Source organism: Pseudomonas sp. FH4, assembly GCF_000510915.2.
Classification (GTDB): domain Bacteria; phylum Pseudomonadota; class Gammaproteobacteria; order Pseudomonadales; family Pseudomonadaceae; genus Aquipseudomonas; species Aquipseudomonas brenneri.
Genome location: NZ_AOHN01000007.1, coordinates 325,141 through 342,443, shown reverse-complemented (window position 1 = coordinate 342,443; position 17,303 = coordinate 325,141). Strand labels below are relative to the sequence as shown.

19 protein-coding genes are annotated in these 17,303 nt (G+C 59.4%); all 19 read left to right on the top strand.

The features are described from left to right. The first annotated feature begins 131 nt into the window (after nucleotides 1–131). The 19 genes from iscR (at nucleotide 132) to H097_RS06290 (ending at nucleotide 17,236) form a co-directional block, all read left to right on the top strand. A complete protein-coding gene (iscR, locus tag H097_RS06380; protein WP_003210305.1) occupies nucleotides 132–623 on the top strand; it encodes a Fe-S cluster assembly transcriptional regulator IscR in 492 nt (163 codons plus the stop codon). A 50-nt stretch (nucleotides 624–673) separates the two neighbouring features. Continuing rightward, complete coding sequence (locus H097_RS06375) at nucleotides 674–1,888, top strand: IscS subfamily cysteine desulfurase (protein WP_032858307.1); 1,215 nt, start codon at nucleotides 674–676, stop codon at nucleotides 1,886–1,888. A gap of 99 nt (nucleotides 1,889–1,987) precedes the next feature. Next, nucleotides 1,988–2,374, top strand: a complete 387-nt coding sequence (iscU, locus tag H097_RS06370) for a Fe-S cluster assembly scaffold IscU (RefSeq protein ID WP_007929523.1) — start codon at nucleotides 1,988–1,990, stop codon at nucleotides 2,372–2,374. Between the two features lie 28 nt (nucleotides 2,375–2,402). Further along, nucleotides 2,403–2,726 (top strand): iron-sulfur cluster assembly protein IscA, encoded by a 324-nt coding sequence (iscA, locus tag H097_RS06365; RefSeq protein ID WP_003175963.1) that lies wholly within the window; start codon nucleotides 2,403–2,405, stop codon nucleotides 2,724–2,726. A gap of 8 nt (nucleotides 2,727–2,734) precedes the next feature. After that, nucleotides 2,735–3,256: a co-chaperone HscB gene (gene hscB / locus H097_RS06360; RefSeq protein ID WP_032858306.1), complete on the top strand. Its 522-nt coding sequence runs from the start codon at nucleotides 2,735–2,737 to the stop codon at nucleotides 3,254–3,256. Nucleotides 3,257–3,307: 51 nt separating this feature from the next. Further along, nucleotides 3,308–5,170 (top strand): Fe-S protein assembly chaperone HscA, encoded by a 1,863-nt coding sequence (hscA, locus tag H097_RS06355; protein WP_032858305.1) that lies wholly within the window; start codon nucleotides 3,308–3,310, stop codon nucleotides 5,168–5,170. Nucleotides 5,171–5,173: 3 nt separating this feature from the next. Then, on the top strand, nucleotides 5,174–5,515 hold the full coding sequence (gene fdx / locus H097_RS06350) for an ISC system 2Fe-2S type ferredoxin (RefSeq protein ID WP_032858304.1): 342 nt from the start codon (nucleotides 5,174–5,176) through the stop codon (nucleotides 5,513–5,515). 14 nt (nucleotides 5,516–5,529) lie between these two features. Then, nucleotides 5,530–5,730 (top strand): Fe-S cluster assembly protein IscX, encoded by a 201-nt coding sequence (iscX, locus tag H097_RS06345; RefSeq protein ID WP_032858302.1) that lies wholly within the window; start codon nucleotides 5,530–5,532, stop codon nucleotides 5,728–5,730. A 91-nt stretch (nucleotides 5,731–5,821) separates the two neighbouring features. Beyond that, complete coding sequence (ndk, locus tag H097_RS06340) at nucleotides 5,822–6,247, top strand: nucleoside-diphosphate kinase (RefSeq protein WP_017846179.1); 426 nt, start codon at nucleotides 5,822–5,824, stop codon at nucleotides 6,245–6,247. Nucleotides 6,248–6,275: 28 nt separating this feature from the next. Next, nucleotides 6,276–7,424: a 23S rRNA (adenine(2503)-C(2))-methyltransferase RlmN gene (gene rlmN, locus H097_RS06335; protein WP_029298546.1), complete on the top strand. Its 1,149-nt coding sequence runs from the start codon at nucleotides 6,276–6,278 to the stop codon at nucleotides 7,422–7,424. A gap of 12 nt (nucleotides 7,425–7,436) precedes the next feature. Beyond that, nucleotides 7,437–8,195: a type IV pilus biogenesis/stability protein PilW gene (pilW, locus tag H097_RS06330; protein ID WP_032858299.1), complete on the top strand. Its 759-nt coding sequence runs from the start codon at nucleotides 7,437–7,439 to the stop codon at nucleotides 8,193–8,195. After that, a complete protein-coding gene (locus H097_RS06325; protein WP_032858298.1) occupies nucleotides 8,195–9,178 on the top strand; it encodes a RodZ family helix-turn-helix domain-containing protein in 984 nt (327 codons plus the stop codon). Before pilW ends, H097_RS06325 begins: the two co-directional genes overlap by 1 nt. Before the next feature lie 2 nt (nucleotides 9,179–9,180). Next, nucleotides 9,181–10,290 carry a flavodoxin-dependent (E)-4-hydroxy-3-methylbut-2-enyl-diphosphate synthase gene (gene ispG / locus H097_RS06320; RefSeq protein ID WP_029298540.1) on the top strand — a complete coding sequence of 370 codons (1,110 nt, stop codon included), beginning with the start codon at nucleotides 9,181–9,183 and terminating at the stop codon, nucleotides 10,288–10,290. A gap of 23 nt (nucleotides 10,291–10,313) precedes the next feature. Beyond that, entirely contained in the window at nucleotides 10,314–11,603 is a 1,290-nt protein-coding gene (gene hisS / locus H097_RS06315; RefSeq protein ID WP_032858296.1) for a histidine--tRNA ligase, read from the top strand. Between the two features lie 41 nt (nucleotides 11,604–11,644). Continuing rightward, the gene (locus H097_RS06310; RefSeq protein ID WP_032858295.1) at nucleotides 11,645–12,286 is read left to right on the top strand and encodes a tetratricopeptide repeat protein; all 642 of its coding nucleotides are present in this window, start codon (nucleotides 11,645–11,647) and stop codon (nucleotides 12,284–12,286) included. After that, a complete protein-coding gene (gene bamB, locus H097_RS06305; protein WP_032858293.1) occupies nucleotides 12,279–13,430 on the top strand; it encodes an outer membrane protein assembly factor BamB in 1,152 nt (383 codons plus the stop codon). Before H097_RS06310 ends, bamB begins: the two co-directional genes overlap by 8 nt. Before the next feature lie 262 nt (nucleotides 13,431–13,692). Next, on the top strand, nucleotides 13,693–15,162 hold the full coding sequence (der, locus tag H097_RS06300) for a ribosome biogenesis GTPase Der (protein ID WP_032858292.1): 1,470 nt from the start codon (nucleotides 13,693–13,695) through the stop codon (nucleotides 15,160–15,162). 146 nt (nucleotides 15,163–15,308) lie between these two features. Continuing rightward, nucleotides 15,309–16,457, top strand: a complete 1,149-nt coding sequence (locus H097_RS06295; RefSeq protein ID WP_032858291.1) for a pyridoxal phosphate-dependent aminotransferase — start codon at nucleotides 15,309–15,311, stop codon at nucleotides 16,455–16,457. Next, nucleotides 16,445–17,236, top strand: a complete 792-nt coding sequence (locus tag H097_RS06290) for an amidohydrolase (protein WP_032858289.1) — start codon at nucleotides 16,445–16,447, stop codon at nucleotides 17,234–17,236. Before H097_RS06295 ends, H097_RS06290 begins: the two co-directional genes overlap by 13 nt. Nucleotides 17,237–17,303 lie beyond the last annotated feature (67 nt).

The window sequence follows — 17,303 nt, the reverse complement described above, 5'->3', positions numbered from 1 at the left end:
CACCCCACCCTGCTACAATTCGCGCGCCTTTTTTACGGGTATTCCTGACTAAAGTACTAGGTCTTATAGTTGACTTAAATACTCGGGAATCGCATAATTGCTCCCATTCTGAAACACCTTGGTACTTGTCCATGAGACTGACTACAAAAGGCCGTTACGCGGTGACCGCCATGCTCGACCTGGCCCTGCACGCGCAAAACGGGCCGGTGTCCCTGGCCGATATCTCCGAGCGCCAAGGCATTTCCCTGTCTTACCTTGAGCAACTGTTCGCCAAGTTGCGCCGCAGCAACCTGGTTTCCAGTGTGCGTGGCCCGGGTGGCGGTTATCAGTTGTCCCGTGACATGCAAGGCATCCAGGTTGCCCAGGTGATCGACGCGGTGAATGAATCCGTCGATGCCACCAAGTGCCAGGGCCTGGGTGACTGCCATGCCGGCGACACCTGCCTGACGCACCACTTGTGGTGTGACTTGAGTCTGCAGATCCATGAGTTTTTGAGTGGTATCAGCTTGGCTGATCTTGTGACTCGCCGTGAGGTACAGGAAGTAGCCCAGCGTCAGGACCAGCGCCGTTGCAACACCAAGGCGCCGCGTCTGGACAAGATTGAAGCGTCCGCCGTCGAGTGACAGCCGAAGAGCTAACGGCACGCCAGCCAGCCTGATTTAGGAGAAAGTCCATGAAATTGCCGATTTACCTTGATTACTCAGCGACCACCCCGGTTGATCCGCGTGTCGCGCAAAAGATGAGCGAATGCCTGCTGGTTGACGGAAACTTCGGCAACCCTGCCTCCCGTTCCCACGTTTTCGGCTGGAAAGCCGAGGAATCGGTCGAGAACGCTCGTCGCCAGGTCGCTGACCTGGTCAACGCCGATCCGCGTGAAATCGTCTGGACCTCCGGTGCTACCGAGTCCGACAACCTGGCGATCAAGGGCGCTGCGCATTTCTATGCGACCAAGGGCAAGCACCTGATCACCACCAAGATTGAGCACAAGGCTGTCCTCGACACCATGCGCCAACTGGAGCGTGAAGGTTTCGAGGTCACCTACCTTGAGCCGACCACTGACGGTATCGTCACCCCGGCCATGATCGAAGCCGCGATGCGTGAAGACACCATTCTGGTTTCCGTGATCCACGTGAACAACGAGATCGGCACCATCAACGACATCGCCGCCATCGGCGAGTTGACCCGCTCCAAGGGCGTGTTGCTGCATGTCGATGCTGCCCAGTCCACCGGCAAGGTCGATATCGATCTGTCCAAGCTCAAAGTCGACCTGATGTCGTTCTCGGCCCACAAGACCTACGGCCCCAAAGGCATTGGCGCGTTGTACGTGAGCCGCAAGCCTCGCGTGCGCATCGAAGCCACCATGCACGGCGGCGGTCACGAGCGCGGCATGCGTTCGGGCACCCTGGCGACCCACCAGATCGTCGGCATGGGCGAAGCCTTCCGTGTAGCCAAGGAAGACATGGCTGCCGAAAACGTGCGCATCAAGGCCCTCAGCGATCGTTTCTACAAGCAGGTCGAGAACCTTGAAGAGCTGTACATCAACGGCAGCATGACCGCCCGTGTACCGCACAACCTGAATTTGAGCTTCAACTACGTCGAAGGCGAGTCGCTGATCATGGCGCTCAAGGACCTGGCGGTTTCGTCCGGTTCGGCCTGCACCTCGGCCTCCCTTGAGCCGTCCTACGTCCTGCGTGCCCTGGGCCGCAACGACGAGTTGGCGCATAGCTCGATCCGCTTTACGTTCGGCCGTTTCACCACCGAAGAAGAAGTCGACTACGCCGCGCAGAAAGTCTGCGAGGCGGTCACCAAGCTGCGCACCCTGTCGCCGCTGTGGGACATGTTCAAGGACGGTGTCGATATTTCCAAGATCGAGTGGGCGGCACACTAAATATAGAAGCCGCCACCCCAGCCCTGTAGGAACGTGGCGGAAAACGCAGGCGTTTTTACAGGGTTCCAGAGCGGCCCTGATGAGTGAGGATTCAATACCATGGCTTACAGCGAAAAGGTCATCGACCACTACGAAAACCCGCGCAACGTCGGCAAGATGAACGCGGAAGATCCTGATGTCGGCACCGGCATGGTCGGCGCTCCGGCGTGCGGCGACGTCATGCGCCTGCAGATCAAGGTCAACGAGCAGGGCATCATCGAAGATGCCAAGTTCAAGACCTACGGCTGCGGTTCGGCCATCGCCTCCAGTTCCCTGGCGACCGAGTGGATGAAAGGCAAGACTCTGGATGAAGCAGAGACCATCAAGAACACTCAACTGGCCGAAGAACTGGCCCTGCCGCCAGTGAAAATTCACTGCTCGGTACTCGCAGAAGACGCCATCAAGGCGGCTGTTCGCGACTACAAGCAGAAGAAAGGCTTGATCTAAGCATTTGGCGACGAGTAAGGAGTCAACGATGGCTATCAGCATGACAGAAGCGGCTGCGCAGCACATTCGCCGTTCCCTGAATGGGCGCGGTAAAGGTGAGGGGATTCGTCTGGGTGTTCGCACCACGGGCTGTTCCGGCCTTGCCTACGTGCTGGAGTTCGTCGACGAGGTGGTTGCGGAAGACCAGGTGTTCGAAAGTCACGGCGAAAAAGTGATCATCGACCCGAAAAGCCTGACCTACCTGGACGGCACCGAGCTCGATTTCGTCAAGGAAGGGTTGAACGAAGGCTTCAAGTTCAACAACCCCAACGTACGCGGTGAATGTGGCTGCGGCGAAAGCTTCAACATCTGAGGCTATCTGTGGGTACTCCTTGTCATTTCGCTTTATTCGAGCTGCAGCCGAGCTTTCGGCTGGACCTTGAGCAGCTTGCCATGCGCTACCGAGAGTTGGCGCGTGGGGTGCATCCGGACCGCTTCGCTGACGCTTCCGAGCGTGAGCAACGCCTGGCGCTGGAGCAGTCGGCCAGCCTCAACGAAGCCTATCAGACGCTGAAAAATCCGCCGAAACGCGCGCGCTATTTGCTCGCGATGAACGGTGGCGAGTTGCCGCTGGAAGTTACGGTCCATGACCCTGATTTCCTGATGCAGCAGATGCAATGGCGTGAAGAACTTGAAGACTTGCAGGACGAGGCCGATCTGGCTGGCGTCGCGGTCTTCAAGCGTCGTCTGAAAGTGGCCCAGGATGAGCTCAACGAAAGCTTCGCAGCTTGTTGGGATGATGCAGCGCAGCGTGAGCAGGCCGAACGCCTGATGCGGCGCATGCAGTTCCTCGACAAGCTCACTTACGAAGTGCGCCAGTTAGAAGAGCGCCTCGACGATTAACCCAGTGCTGCACAGATTGCACGCCTGATAGACAGATAAGACCTGATTACCATGGCTCTACTGCAGATCGCCGAACCCGGCCAAAGTCCTCAACCGCACCAGCGTCGCCTGGCGGTTGGCATCGACTTGGGTACTACCAATTCACTGGTCGCCGCACTGCGCAGCGGTCTTTCCGAGCCGTTGCCCGATGCTGATGGCCAGGTGATCCTGCCGTCCGCCGTGCGCTATCACGCTGATCGCACCGAAGTGGGTGAGTCAGCCAGGCTCGCGGCCTCTACCGATCCGCTGAACACGGTGCTGTCGGTCAAGCGCTTGATGGGTCGTGGGTTGTCCGACGTCAAGCAATTGGGCGATCAACTGCCGTACCGCTTTGTCGGTGGTGAATCCCATATGCCGTTTATCGACACCATCCAGGGCCCGAAAAGCCCGGTGGAAGTGTCGGCCGATATCCTCAAAGTCTTGCGCCAGCGTGCCGAGACGACCTTGGGTGGCGAGCTGGTAGGGGCGGTGATCACGGTTCCGGCGTATTTCGACGACGCCCAGCGCCAAGCCACCAAGGATGCGGCGAAACTCGCCGGCCTTAATGTCTTGCGCCTGCTCAACGAGCCGACCGCTGCTGCCGTGGCTTATGGCCTGGACCAGCATGCCGAAGGCCTGGTCGCGATTTACGATCTGGGTGGCGGTACTTTTGATATTTCGATCCTGCGCCTGACCGGTGGTGTCTTCGAAGTCCTGGCCACCGGTGGCGACAGCGCGCTGGGCGGCGATGACTTCGATCACGCCATCGCCGGCTGGATCATCACCAGCGCCGGATTGTCCGCCGACCTCGATCCGGGCACCCAGCGCAACCTGCTGCAAACGGCCTGCGCGGCCAAGGAAGCCCTGACCGACGCTGCATCTGTTGAAGTTTCCTACGGCTCATGGTCGGCGCAACTGACCCGTGAAGCCTTCGATGCGCTGATCGAGCCGATGGTTGCTCGTAGCCTGAAAGCCTGCCGTCGCGCCGTGCGTGACTCCGGCATCGAGCTGGAAGAAGTCGGCGCGGTGGTCATGGTCGGCGGTTCGACCCGTGTGCCGCGGGTTCGCGAAGCCGTGGCCGAAGCCTTTGGTCGCCAGCCGCTGACTGAAATCGATCCGGATCAAGTGGTAGCCATTGGGGCTGCGATCCAGGCCGATACCCTGGCTGGCAACAAGCGGGATGGTGGCGAACTGCTGCTGCTCGACGTGATTCCGTTGTCCCTGGGGTTGGAAACCATGGGCGGCCTGATGGAGAAGGTGATTCCACGCAACACCACCATTCCCGTCGCCCGTGCCCAGGACTTCACCACGTATAAAGATGGCCAGACGGCCATGATGATTCATGTGCTGCAAGGCGAGCGCGAGCTGATCAGCGACTGCCGCTCCCTGGCGCGCTTTGAATTGCGCGGTATCCCGGCGATGGTCGCGGGTGCGGCGAAGATTCGCGTGACCTTCCAGGTCGACGCCGACGGCCTGCTCAGTGTGGCCGCGCGTGAGTTGGGTTCGGGCGTTGAAGCCAGTATCCAGGTCAAACCGTCCTACGGCCTGACCGACGGCGAAATCGCCAAGATGCTCAAGGATTCGTTCCAGTATGCCGGTGACGACAAGGTCGCTCGTGTCCTGCGTGAGCAGCAAGTCGATGCCCAGCGCCTGCTTGAAGCGGTGCAGGGCGCCCTTGAGGCCGATGGCGAGCGCCTTCTGGATGCTGAAGAGCGCCTGGTCATCGACCTGCAGATGCAGGAACTGGCCGAATTGATGAAAGGCACCGATGGTTATGCCATCGAACAACAGACCAAGCGCCTTTCACAAGTAACCGATGCCTTTGCCGCCCGTCGTATGAACCAGACGGTGAAAGCCGCCCTGGCGGGACGCAACCTGAATGAAATTGAGGAATAACTGATGCCGCAGGTCATTTTTCTGCCACACACCGAGCATTGCCCGGACGGTATGGTCGTGGAGGCTGAGACCGGCAAGTCCCTTCTCGAAGTTGCCCACGACAACCACATCGAGATCGAGAGTGCTTGTGGTGGCGTTAATGCCTGTACCACCTGTCACTGCATTATCCGCGAAGGTTTCAATAGCCTCGAAGAGGCCGATGAGCTGGAAGAGGACTATCTTGATAGGGCGTGGGGCCTGGAGCCGACGTCGCGCCTGAGTTGTCAGGCAAAGGTGGGGACTGAAGACCTCACCGTTGAAATTCCGAAGTATTCGCTCAACCATGCGGCCGAAGCGCCGCATTGATTCAAGGAAGTGTCATGAGTCTTAAATGGGTTGATGTGCAAGAGATCGCTATTCTGCTGGCCGACGGCTATCCGGATATGGATCCCTATTCGGTGAACTTTGTAGCTTTGCGTGACATGGTCATGGCCTTGCCAGGGTTCGAAGACGAGCGGGATCGCGGCGGTGAAAAGGTTCTTGAAGCGATCCAGACTGCCTGGAAAGAAGAACAGGACTGAAGCCTCCCTCACGCAGTTAGGCAATACCCAAGAACCCGCGTATAATTCGCGGGTTTAATTTTTCGCAAATTACCGTTTCTGGAGTTACACCATGGCTGTTCAACGTACTTTCTCCATCATCAAGCCTGACGCTGTTGCAAAAAACGTCATCGGCGAGATCACCACTCGTTTCGAAAAAGCCGGCCTGAAGGTTGTAGCTTCGAAACTCAAGCAACTGTCCAAGGCTGAAGCTGAAGGCTTCTACGCTGAGCACAGCGCTCGTGGTTTCTTCGGCGACCTGGTTGCCTTCATGATCTCCGGTCCTGTTGTTGTACAGGTTCTGGAAGGCGAAAACGCTATCGCTCTGAACCGTGAGCTGATGGGCGCTACCAACCCTAAAGAAGCGGCTGCCGGCACCATCCGTGCTGATTTCGCTGACTCCATCGACGCCAACGCTGTACACGGTTCGGACTCCGAAGCCGCTGCTGCTCGCGAAATTTCGTACTTCTTCGCAGCTACCGAAGTAACCACTCGCTAAGCATTGGCTTAAGAGTGAAGGTGAATCCATGACTACATCGACTGTAAAAACCAACCTGCTGGGTCTGACTCAACAGGAAATGGAAAAATTCTTCGACTCAATCGGGGAGAAGCGTTTCCGTGCCGGTCAGGTAATGAAGTGGATTCACCACTTTGGCGTCGACGATTTCGACGCCATGACGAACGTCAGCAAGGCCCTGCGCGACAAGCTCAAGGCGATTGCCGAGGTCCGTGGTCCCGAAGTGGTCAGCGAGGACATCTCCAGCGACGGCACCCGTAAGTGGGTGGTACGCGTGGCGTCCGGCAGTTGCGTCGAGACCGTCTACATTCCCCAGGGCAAGCGCGGCACTTTGTGCGTTTCGTCCCAGGCAGGCTGTGCCCTGGACTGCAGTTTCTGCTCCACCGGCAAGCAAGGCTTCAATAGCAACCTCACCGCCGCCGAAGTGATCGGCCAGGTGTGGATTGCCAACAAATCCTTTGGCAGCGTCCCGGCGACCGTCGACCGTGCCATCACCAACGTGGTGATGATGGGCATGGGTGAGCCGCTGCTGAACTTCGACAACGTGATTGCGGCCATGCATTTGATGATGGACGACCTGGGCTACGGCATCTCCAAGCGCCGTGTGACCCTGTCGACCTCCGGCGTGGTACCGATGATCGATGAGCTGGCCAAGCACATCGACGTCTCCCTGGCGTTGTCGCTGCACGCACCCAATGACGCATTGCGTAACCAATTGGTGCCGATCAACAAGAAGTATCCGCTTAAGATGCTGCTCGAATCTTGCCAGCGTTATATGGCGACCTTGGGTGAGAAGCGCGTACTGACCATTGAGTACACCATGCTCAAGGACATCAACGACAAGGTCGAACACGCCGTCGAGATGATCGAGTTGCTCAAGAACACGCCGTGCAAGATCAACCTGATCCCGTTCAACCCGTTTCCCCATTCTGGCTACGAGCGGCCGAGCAACAACGCCATCCGCCGTTTCCAGGATCAACTGCACCAGGCCGGCTACAACGTCACCGTACGCACCACCCGTGGTGAAGACATCGACGCCGCCTGTGGCCAATTGGTCGGACAGGTGCTGGACCGCACCCGTCGCAGCGAGCGTTATATCGCCGTGCGTGAACTGAACGCCGCCGACGATTTGCCGCAGATTGCTGTGAATCGAATCTGAGAGAGGATCTCTATGCCCTTGCGCCTTGCGCTGCTTTTGCTTGTTGCCAGCCTCTCGGTTGGCTGTGTTTCATCGGGCTCTGACAGCCCGCTGCAAACCGGCAAGGGCCGTGACGAAGCGCGTGCTGCCTATGTGCAGTTGGGGTTGGGTTACCTGCGCCAGGGGTTGAGCGAACAGGCCAAGGTGCCGCTGCAAAAGGCCCTGGCCCTCGACAACCAGGATGCCGACGCCAATGCGGCGCTGGCCCTGGTGTTCCAGGCCCAGGCCGAGCCTGAGCTGGCCGATCAGTATTTCCAGAAAGCCCTGGCCGTTCGCCCCCATGATCCGCGTCTGCTCAATAACTACGGCAGTTTCCTGTACCAGCAGGAACGTTATGAGCAAGCGGCCGGTTATTTCCAGCAGGCAGCCACTGATACCCTATATCCTGAACGTTCGCGGGTTTTCGAGAACCTGGGGGTGACGTCCGTGCGCCTTGGCCAGCGTGAAAGCGCCCGCCGGCAACTGGAAAAGGCCCTGCACCTGAACCAGCGCCAGCCACGGGCCTTGCTCGAAATGGCCCAGTTGTCGTTTGAAGACAGGCATTATGTGCCGGCACGTGACTATTACGAGCGTTTTAGCCTGCTCAGCGGGCAAAATGCACGTAGTCTATTGCTTGGTGTGCGCCTGGCCACGGTTCATGAAGAACGCGACAAGGCCACACGTTTTAGCCAGCAATTAGAACGACTCTATCCCGGTACGCCGGAATATCAGCAATACCTGTCGGAGCAATGATGAAAGCCGCGCACCCGGAAGTTGTAGCCGCTAATCGCGTAAACCCAGGCGAGACCTTGCGTCAGGCCCGCGAAAGCAATGGTTGGTCGCTGGAAGAAGTGGCCCTCAAGCTCAATTTGACCACCTCTTCCCTGGGCAACCTGGAAAACGGCGCGTTCGACAAACTGCCCGGGCATACCTTCGCCCGCGGTTATATCCGTGCCTACGCCAAGCTGCTGGGCACCGACCAGGCCATTCTGGTCCAGCAATTCGACCAGTTCACCGGTACCGACTCCCAGGGTAGCAATGTCCACGGTCTCGGTCGCATCGAAGAGCCGGTGCGGGTTTCCCACACTATTCTGCGAATTGTCAGCCTGTTGCTGCTGATTGCCGTGATCGGTGGTGGTTTTATCTGGTGGCAGGACCAGACGACCCTGCGCAGCAAGGACCTGATCAGCAACGCCTTGGAGCACGTCGAAGTCGAGAGCGCCGACGGCACCACTCAGATTCATCCTCTGGACGAGCCTGAAGACCAGGCAGTAGTCCAGGGCCAGACCGCGCCCGAAACCAGTCTTGACCTGCAAGCAGGCCAGCCGCCTGCCGAAGGCGTCAGTGAAGCGGCCCCAGCTGCCGTTGTACCGACTCCTGCCTTACCTGCAACCCCGGCCACCGTGGCCCAGGTGCCTGTAGTACCGGCGCCGATCGCACCTGTTGCGCCAACGGCTGCCGCACCTGCTTCCCTGGCGCCAGTCAGCGTGGCGGGCGATGGCCGTCTCCAGATTACCTACGTCGCTGACTGCTGGACACAAGTCACCGATGGCAATGGCAAAGTCCTGTTCAGTGCTTTGAAGCGTAAGGGAGATACGCTTGATCAGGTCGGCAAGCCTCCTTTGACGCTGCGTCTGGGCTTTGCCCGTGGCGCGCAAGTGGCCTACAACGGCCAGCCTGTGGACGTGGCGCCGTTCACCAGTGGCGAGACCGCTCGCCTGAAGTTGGGACAATAGTCATGCACGGCGAATCTCCAATCAAACGTCGCGTATCGCGCAAGATCTGGGTCGGCTCGGTGCCGGTGGGTGGCGATGCCCCCATCGCCGTACAGAGCATGACCAACAGCGACACCAATGATGTGGCTGCCACCGTGGCCCAGATCAACCGCCTGGAAGCTGCGGGCGTCGATATCGTGCGGGTTTCCGTGCCGGATATGGACGCCGCCGAAGCCTTCGGCCGCATCAAGCAACTGGTCAAGGTGCCGTTGGTCGCCGACATTCACTTCGACTACAAGATCGCTCTGCGCGTGGCCGAACTGGGCGTCGACTGCCTGCGGATCAACCCGGGCAACATCGGTCGCGAAGACCGGGTGCGTGCCGTGGTCGATGCTGCCCGTGATCGCGGGATCCCGATTCGTATCGGCGTCAACGCCGGCTCCCTGGAAAAAGACCTGCAAAAGAAATATGGCGAGCCTACTCCGGCGGCCCTGGTTGAGTCGGCACTGCGCCACGTCGAGCACCTCGAACGCCTGAATTTCCAGGACTTCAAGGTCAGCGTAAAGGCTTCCGATGTGTTCATGGCGGTAGAAGCCTACCGCCTGCTGGCCAAGGAAATCGTGCAGCCGTTGCACCTGGGCATCACCGAAGCCGGTGGTTTGCGTTCAGGCACAGTGAAATCTGCGGTAGGTCTCGGTATGCTGCTGGCCGACGGGATTGGCGATACCATTCGCATCTCCCTGGCGGCGGACCCGGTAGAGGAAGTGAAAGTCGGCTACGACATTCTCAAATCCCTGCATCTACGCTCCCGTGGCATCAATTTTATTGCCTGCCCGAGCTGCTCGCGGCAGAACTTCGACGTGGTGAAAACCATGAACGAGTTGGAAGTACGCCTGGAAGACCTGCTGGTGCCGCTGGATGTCGCAGTCATCGGTTGCGTGGTCAACGGGCCAGGTGAGGCCAAAGAGGCACATGTGGGCCTGACCGGCGGTACCCCGAACCTGATTTACATCGACGGCAAGCCGTCGCAGAAGCTGACAAATGACAATCTGGTGGATCAGCTGGAAAAGCTGATCCGCGACAAAGCGGCCGAGAAGGTCGCCGCAGACGCAGCGCTGATCGCTCGCGGCTGATTGAACGAATTTAAGGATTTGATGTGAGCAAGTCTCTGCAAGCCATCCGTGGCATGAACGACATCCTGCCCGAACAGACGCCCCTGTGGCGCTATTTCGAGAGCACGGTCGCGCGCCTGCTGGATAACTACGGTTACAAGCAGATCCGCATGCCGATTGTCGAATTCACCGAGCTGTTCAAGCGTTCCATCGGTGAAGTGACCGACATCGTCGAAAAAGAGATGTACACCTTCGAAGACCGCAACGGCGACTCCCTGACCCTGCGTCCGGAAGGTACCGCCGCGTGCGTGCGCGCCGTGCTTGAGCATGGCATCACCGGTGGTGGCCAGACTCAGAAGCTGTGGTACATCGGCCCGATGTTCCGCCACGAACGCCCGCAGAAAGGCCGTTATCGCCAGTTTCACCAGATCGGTTGCGAAGTGTTCAACCTCGATGGTCCGGACATCGACGCCGAACTGATCGTGCTGACCTGGCGCCTGTGGGGCCAGTTGGGTATCCGCGACGCGGTCAAGCTTGAACTCAACAGCCTGGGCACCAGCGAATCCCGTGGCCGCTACCGCGAAGCCCTGGTCGAGTTCCTGTCCGCGCACCTGGACAAGCTCGACGAAGACAGCCAGCGCCGCCTGAAGACCAACCCGTTGCGCGTCCTGGATACCAAGAACGCCGACACCCAGGCCATCCTGGTCGACGCGCCGAAAATGGCCGACTACCTGGACGATGAATCCCGCACGCATTTCGAGGGCCTCAAGGCTCGCCTGGATGCGGCCGGTATTCCCTACGTCATCAACCCCAAGTTGGTGCGTGGCCTCGATTACTACAGCAAGACCGTATTCGAATGGGTCACCGACAAGCTCGGCGCCCAGGGCACCGTGTGTGCCGGTGGTCGCTATGACGGCCTGGTCGAGCAGATGGGCGGCAAGCCGACCACGGGCGTGGGCTTTGCCATGGGCATCGAGCGCCTGATCCTGCTGCTGGAAACCCTGGAGCAGATCCCCGAAGAAATTTCCCGTCAGGTGGACGTGTACCTGTGCGCCTTTGGCGAGGCGGCCGAACTGGCTGGCCTGGCCTTGAGCGAGCAATTACGCGACCAACTGCCGAGCCTGCGCCTGCAGGTCAATGCCGGCGCCGGCAGCTTCAAGAGCCAATTCAAGAAAGCCGACAAGAGCGGTGCGTTGTACGCGCTGATCCTGGGTGATGATGAACTGGCCCAGCAAGTGGTAAGTGTCAAACCCCTGCGTGGCCAGGGCGAACAACAAAGCATTGCCTTTGATGCGCTAGCAGCGCACTTGGCCACCTGCATCGTGCAGGGTTGAAGCTGTCAAACAGCCGAATTTAGCGATTAAGGAGTATTGGGGTGTCGAGTACTGAAGATGAGCATCTGGCCGAGTTCAAAGACTGGTGGCAGCGTAACGGCAAACCCCTGGTCACTGGCGGCCTGCTGGCGCTGGTAGTGGTGTTTGGCTGGCAGGCGTTCCAGAAATATCAGGGCAATCAGTCGCAAGGCGCCTCGATGCTCTATCAGCAACTGCTGGAAACCACGCTGACGCCCACTGGCAAGCCTGACCCTGCCCAAGTGGCGGACCTGGCCGGCAAGCTGAAAAAAGAATTTGGCGGTAGCACCTACGCCCAATACGGCAGCCTGTTCGTCGCGAAAGTTGCGGTCGATACCGGCAAGCTGGATGACGCAGCTTCCGAGCTCAAAGCCGTCGCCGACAAGCCGAACAACCCGACCCTGGGTGAAATCGCACGTCAGCGCCTGGCCCAGGTCCTGGCTGCACAGAACAAGGCCGACGAAGCACTGAAACTGCTCGACGGCGATGCTGACAAGGCATTTGTAGCCACTCGCGAAGAGCTCAAGGGCGACCTGCTGGTCCAATTGGGTCGTACCGACGAAGCCAATGCTGCGTACCAAAAAGCCAAGGCTGCGCTGTCTGATGAAGCAGCGGTCGGTGGCTTACAAATCAAGCTGGACGACCTGGCCAAAGGGGATGCGTGACGTGATCCGTTGGAAACATGCAGCATTGCTGGCTCTGGCCGTTTTGGCCGCGGGTTGCAGCAGCAACAGCAAAAAAGAACTGCCTCCGGCCGAGCTGACCAGCTTCAAGGAAGAAGTGGTCCTGCAAAAGCAGTGGAGCCGCTCCATCGGTGACGGTCAGGGCGACACCTACAACATGTTGGTACCGGCAATTGACGGTGACAACATTGTGGCCGCTGACGTGACGGGTGTTGTGATCTCCATGGATCGCATGAACGGCGACGTCAAGTGGAAGAAGGATCTCGAACTGCCTGTTTCCGGCGCCGTCGGCGTGGGTTACGGCATGGTGATGATCGGCACGCTCAAGGGCGAAGTCGTGGCCCTGGATTCGAGCAACGGTGAAGAGAAATGGCGCGCTCGCGTGACCAGTGAAGTCCTCGCACCGCCTGCCACCAACGGCGATATCGTCGTGGTGCAGACCCAGGATGACCGTGTTATCGGCCTTGATGCCAACACCGGTGAGCAGCGCTGGCTGTACGACAGCACCCCTGCGGTGTTGACGTTGCGCGGTACCAGTGGTCCGGTTGTGACCAATAACCTGGCGCTGGCTGGCCTTTCGACCGGTAAAGTGGTCGCCCTGGATACCCAGAACGGCGTGCCGGCCTGGGAATCGCGGGTCGCCATTCCGCAAGGTCGTTCCGAGTTGGACCGTGTCGTGGACATCGACGGCGGCTTGCTGCTGTCGGGTGAAACCCTGTACGTCGCCACTTACCAGGGCCGTGTTGCGGCGCTGGACCTGCAAAGCGGCCGCGTCCTCTGGCAGCGTGATGCTTCCAGCTACGCCGGTGTCGCCCAAGGGTTTGGCAGCGTCTACGTGAGCCTGGCATCCGGTACCGTTGAAAGCGTCGATGAGCGTTCCACCACAGCCCTGTGGAGCAACGACTCGCTGGCTCGTCGTCAACTGTCGGCTCCGGAAGTGTTCTCCAGCTATGTAGCGGTAGGCGACCTGGAAGGTTACCTGCACTTGCTGAGCCAGGTGGATGGTCGCTTTGTCGGCCGTGAACGTATCGACAGCGACGGCCTGCGTGCGCGTCCGCTGGTAGTAGGCAACATGCTTTATGTGTTTGGTAACAGCGGCAAGCTGGAAGCCCTGACCATCAAGTAAGAACTATGCTTGGGGTAACCCCCAGGCGGCCCTGCTACAACGCTTTTTGCTTTTTGTAGGAGCGAGCTTGCTCGCGAAGGACCTGAGGAGCACGCGTTTAATCAGGTTAAACGCGTTATCGTTAACGTTCTTCGCGAGCAAGCTCGCTCCTACAGTGATCAGTGTTGTGCAGGGCATGTGGCATTTCAAATGCCGCCCCGAGCACCAGCCGCTGCCTTGCAGCGGCTTTTGTATTTTCTGAAATAACGCAGTGGAGAGCCGCATGGTTCCCGTAATCGCCCTGGTGGGCCGACCTAACGTCGGCAAGTCCACCTTGTTCAACCGCCTGACCAGGACTCGCGACGCCATCGTCGGCGACTTGTCCGGTCTGACCCGTGATCGCCAATACGGTGAGGCAAAGTGGCAAGGGCGCTCCTACATTATTGTCGACACCGGTGGTATCTCCGGTGACGAGCATGGCATGGACGAAAAAATGGCCGAGCAGTCGCTGCTGGCCATCGAAGAAGCCGATGTCGTGTTGTTCCTGGTGGATGCCCGCGCGGGCTACACCGCTGCCGACCAGATGATTGGCGAGCACCTGCGCAAGCGCAACAAGCGTTCCTATCTGATCGCCAACAAGATCGACAACATCGATCCTGAGGCGGCCCGAGCCGAATTCAGCCCGATGGGCCTGGGCGACGCGATCCCGGTCGCCGGTGCCCACGGTCGCGGCATCACCCAGATGCTGGAAATCGCCCTGCGCGACTTCCCCAAGGATGACGACGAAGAAGTTGAAGGCGAAGAAGAAGTCGTTGCCGAAGGTGAGGAAGCCAAGCGCATTCCTGGCCCAAGCGAAAAAGACGGCATCAAGATCGCTATCATTGGCCGTCCGAACGTCGGCAAGTCGACCCTGGTCAACCGCATGCTCGGTGAAGACCGGGTCATCGTCTATGACCAGCCAGGCACGACCCGTGACAGCATCTACATCCCGTTCGAGCGTAACGACGAGAAGTACACGCTGATCGACACCGCCGGTGTGCGCAAGCGCGGCAAGATCCACGAGGAAGTCGAAAAGTTCTCGGTGGTCAAAACCCTGCAGGCGATCAAAGACGCCAACGTGGTGATCTTCGTCATGGACGCCCGCGAAGGCGTGGTCGACCACGACCTCAACCTGCTGGGCTTTGCCCTGGAGGCCGGTCGGGCATTGGTGATCGCGATCAACAAATGGGACGGCATGACCCCGAGCGAGCGTGACTTCGTCAAAGTCGAGTTGCAGCGCCGGTTGTTCTTCGTCGACTTCGCCGATATCCACTTCATCTCGGCGCTGCACGGCACCGGTGTGGGCAACCTCTACGCGTCGGTACAGAACTCGTTCAAGTCCGCGGTTACCCGCTGGCCAACCAACCGCCTGACCCAGATCCTTGAGGATGCAGTTGGCGAGCACGCGCCGCCGATGGTCAACAACCGCCGGATCAAACTGCGTTATGCCCACTTGGGTGGTGCCAACCCGCCGATTATCGTGATCCACGGTAACCAGATCGAGAAGGTGCCAAAGTCCTACGTGCGTTACCTGGAAAACACCTACCGCCGTGTCTTGAAGCTGGTCGGTACGCCGATCCGCATCGAGTTCAAAGGTGGCGATAACCCGTACGAAGGCAACAAGAACAGCCTGACTGATCGCCAAGTGAACAAGAAACGTCGCTTGATGAGCCACAACAAGAAGGCTGACAAAAAGCGTAAAGACCGCCGCTGATCCCTGTAGGAGTCGGCTTGCCAGCTTCTACATAAGATAGGCGTTACCCAAGAAGGGGCTCTGAATGAGCCCTTTTTTGTGCCTCACGATTGACCCCTCGGCGCTTGCAGCTTACAACTTGTAACTCACCGTCAGGGGCCCACCGAATGATCACCAGCAAGCTGCCGAACGTCGGCACCACCATCTTCACCACCATGTCGCAACTCGCTGCGCAAACCGGTGCGCTGAATCTGTCCCAGGGCTTCCCCGATTTCAACGGCCCCCAGGCCTTGCTCGATGCGGTGGGCAAGCACGTTGCCAGTGGCCACAACCAATACGCGCCGATGACCGGCTTGCCGGCCCTGCGCCAGCAAGTGGCGGCCAAGATCGCCCGCAGCTATGGCGTGCAGGTCGATCCCGACAGCGAAGTGACCATCACCCCCGGCGCCACCCAGGCGATCTTCTGTGCGATCCAGGCGGTGATCCGCAGTGGTGATGAAGTCATCGTCTTCGATCCGTGCTACGACAGCTACGAGCCAGCGGTGGAGTTGGCCGGTGGGCGTTGCGTACATGTGCAATTGGGGCAGGAGGACTTCAGCCTGGACTTCGAGCAGATCAAGGCTGTGCTGTCACCGCGCACACGCATGATCATCCTCAATACCCCGCACAACCCCAGCGGCGCCCTGATCAGCCGTGCGGAGCTGGACCAACTGGCCGAGCTGATTCGCGACCGCGATATCTATCTGGTCAGCGATGAGGTCTACGAACACCTGGTATTTGATGGCGTGCCCCACGTCAGCGTTCTGGCCCACGAAGAGTTGTATCAGCGAGCGTTCGTGGTCAGCTCCTTCGGCAAGACCTATCACGTCACTGGCTGGAAGACCGGCTATGTCGTCGCACCAGCAGCTTTGAGCGCGGAGTTGCGCAAGGTGCATCAATACGTCAGCTTCTGCGGGGTGACGCCGTTGCAGTACGCCCTGGCCGATTTTATGGCCGAGCACCCGGAGCACGTCGAAGAACTACCGGCCTTTTACCAGGCCAAGCGCGACCTGTTCTGTGATTTGTTGGCGCCCTCGCGTTTCAGTTTCACGCGGGTGACCGGTACTTACTTTCAACTGGTGGATTACTCACAGATTCGCCCGGACCTGGACGACGTGGCCATGTCGCTATGGATGACCCGCGAGCATGGCGTGGCGACGATTCCGGTCTCGGTGTTCTACCAGAACCCACCCCAGGGCCAGCGCCTGGTGCGCCTGTGCTTTGCCAAACGCGAGGAGACGCTGCGCCAAGCAGCCGAGAAACTATGCGTGATCTGAGTGCGTTACCCGACCTGAACATCGCCCTGGTACAGACCACCCTTGCCTGGCATGACCGCCAGGCCAACCTGGAGCATTTCGAGTTGCTGCTGGAGCAGGCCAGGGGCGCCGACTTGATCGTGCTGCCGGAAATGTTCACCACTGGTTTTTCCATGGAGTCCCAATTGCTGGCCGAAGCCGAAAACGGCCCGACCCATGAGTGGCTCAAGGCCCAGGCGCAGAAGTACAACGCGGTGATCACCGGCAGTGTGATTATCCAGGCCGCTGATGGCAGCCACCGTAATCGCTTGTTGTGGGCGCGGCCCGATGGTGAGGTGCTGCACTACGACAAGCGCCACCTGTTTCGCATGGCGGGCGAGCACAATCACTACACCCCTGGCGAGCGTCAGGTGCAGTTCGAACTCAAGGGCTGGCGAGTTCGCCCGCTGATCTGCTACGACCTGCGCTTCCCGGTGTGGAGCCGTGATGCCCAGGACACCGACCTGCTGCTGTACACCGCGAACTGGCCGGGCGCCCGGCGCCAGCACTGGAACCGCCTGTTACCGGCCCGGGCTATCGAGAATCTGTGCTATGTGGCGGCGGTGAACCGGGTAGGCACCGACGGCAAGGGTTTTGCCTACACGGGCGACAGCCAGGTCCTGGACTTTCAGGGTGAAAGCCTGTTGAGCGCAGGGGAGGCGGACGGGGTGTTTCAGGTGTGCCTGGAGGCGGCGCAGTTAGCGGAGTATCGCCAGAAGTTTCCGGCGAATCTGGATGCCGATGCCTTTCAGTTTGTCTGATAAATCTTTGGTGTATGGGAGATAGCTATCGCGGGCAAGCCCGCTCCCACATTTGGAATGCATTCCC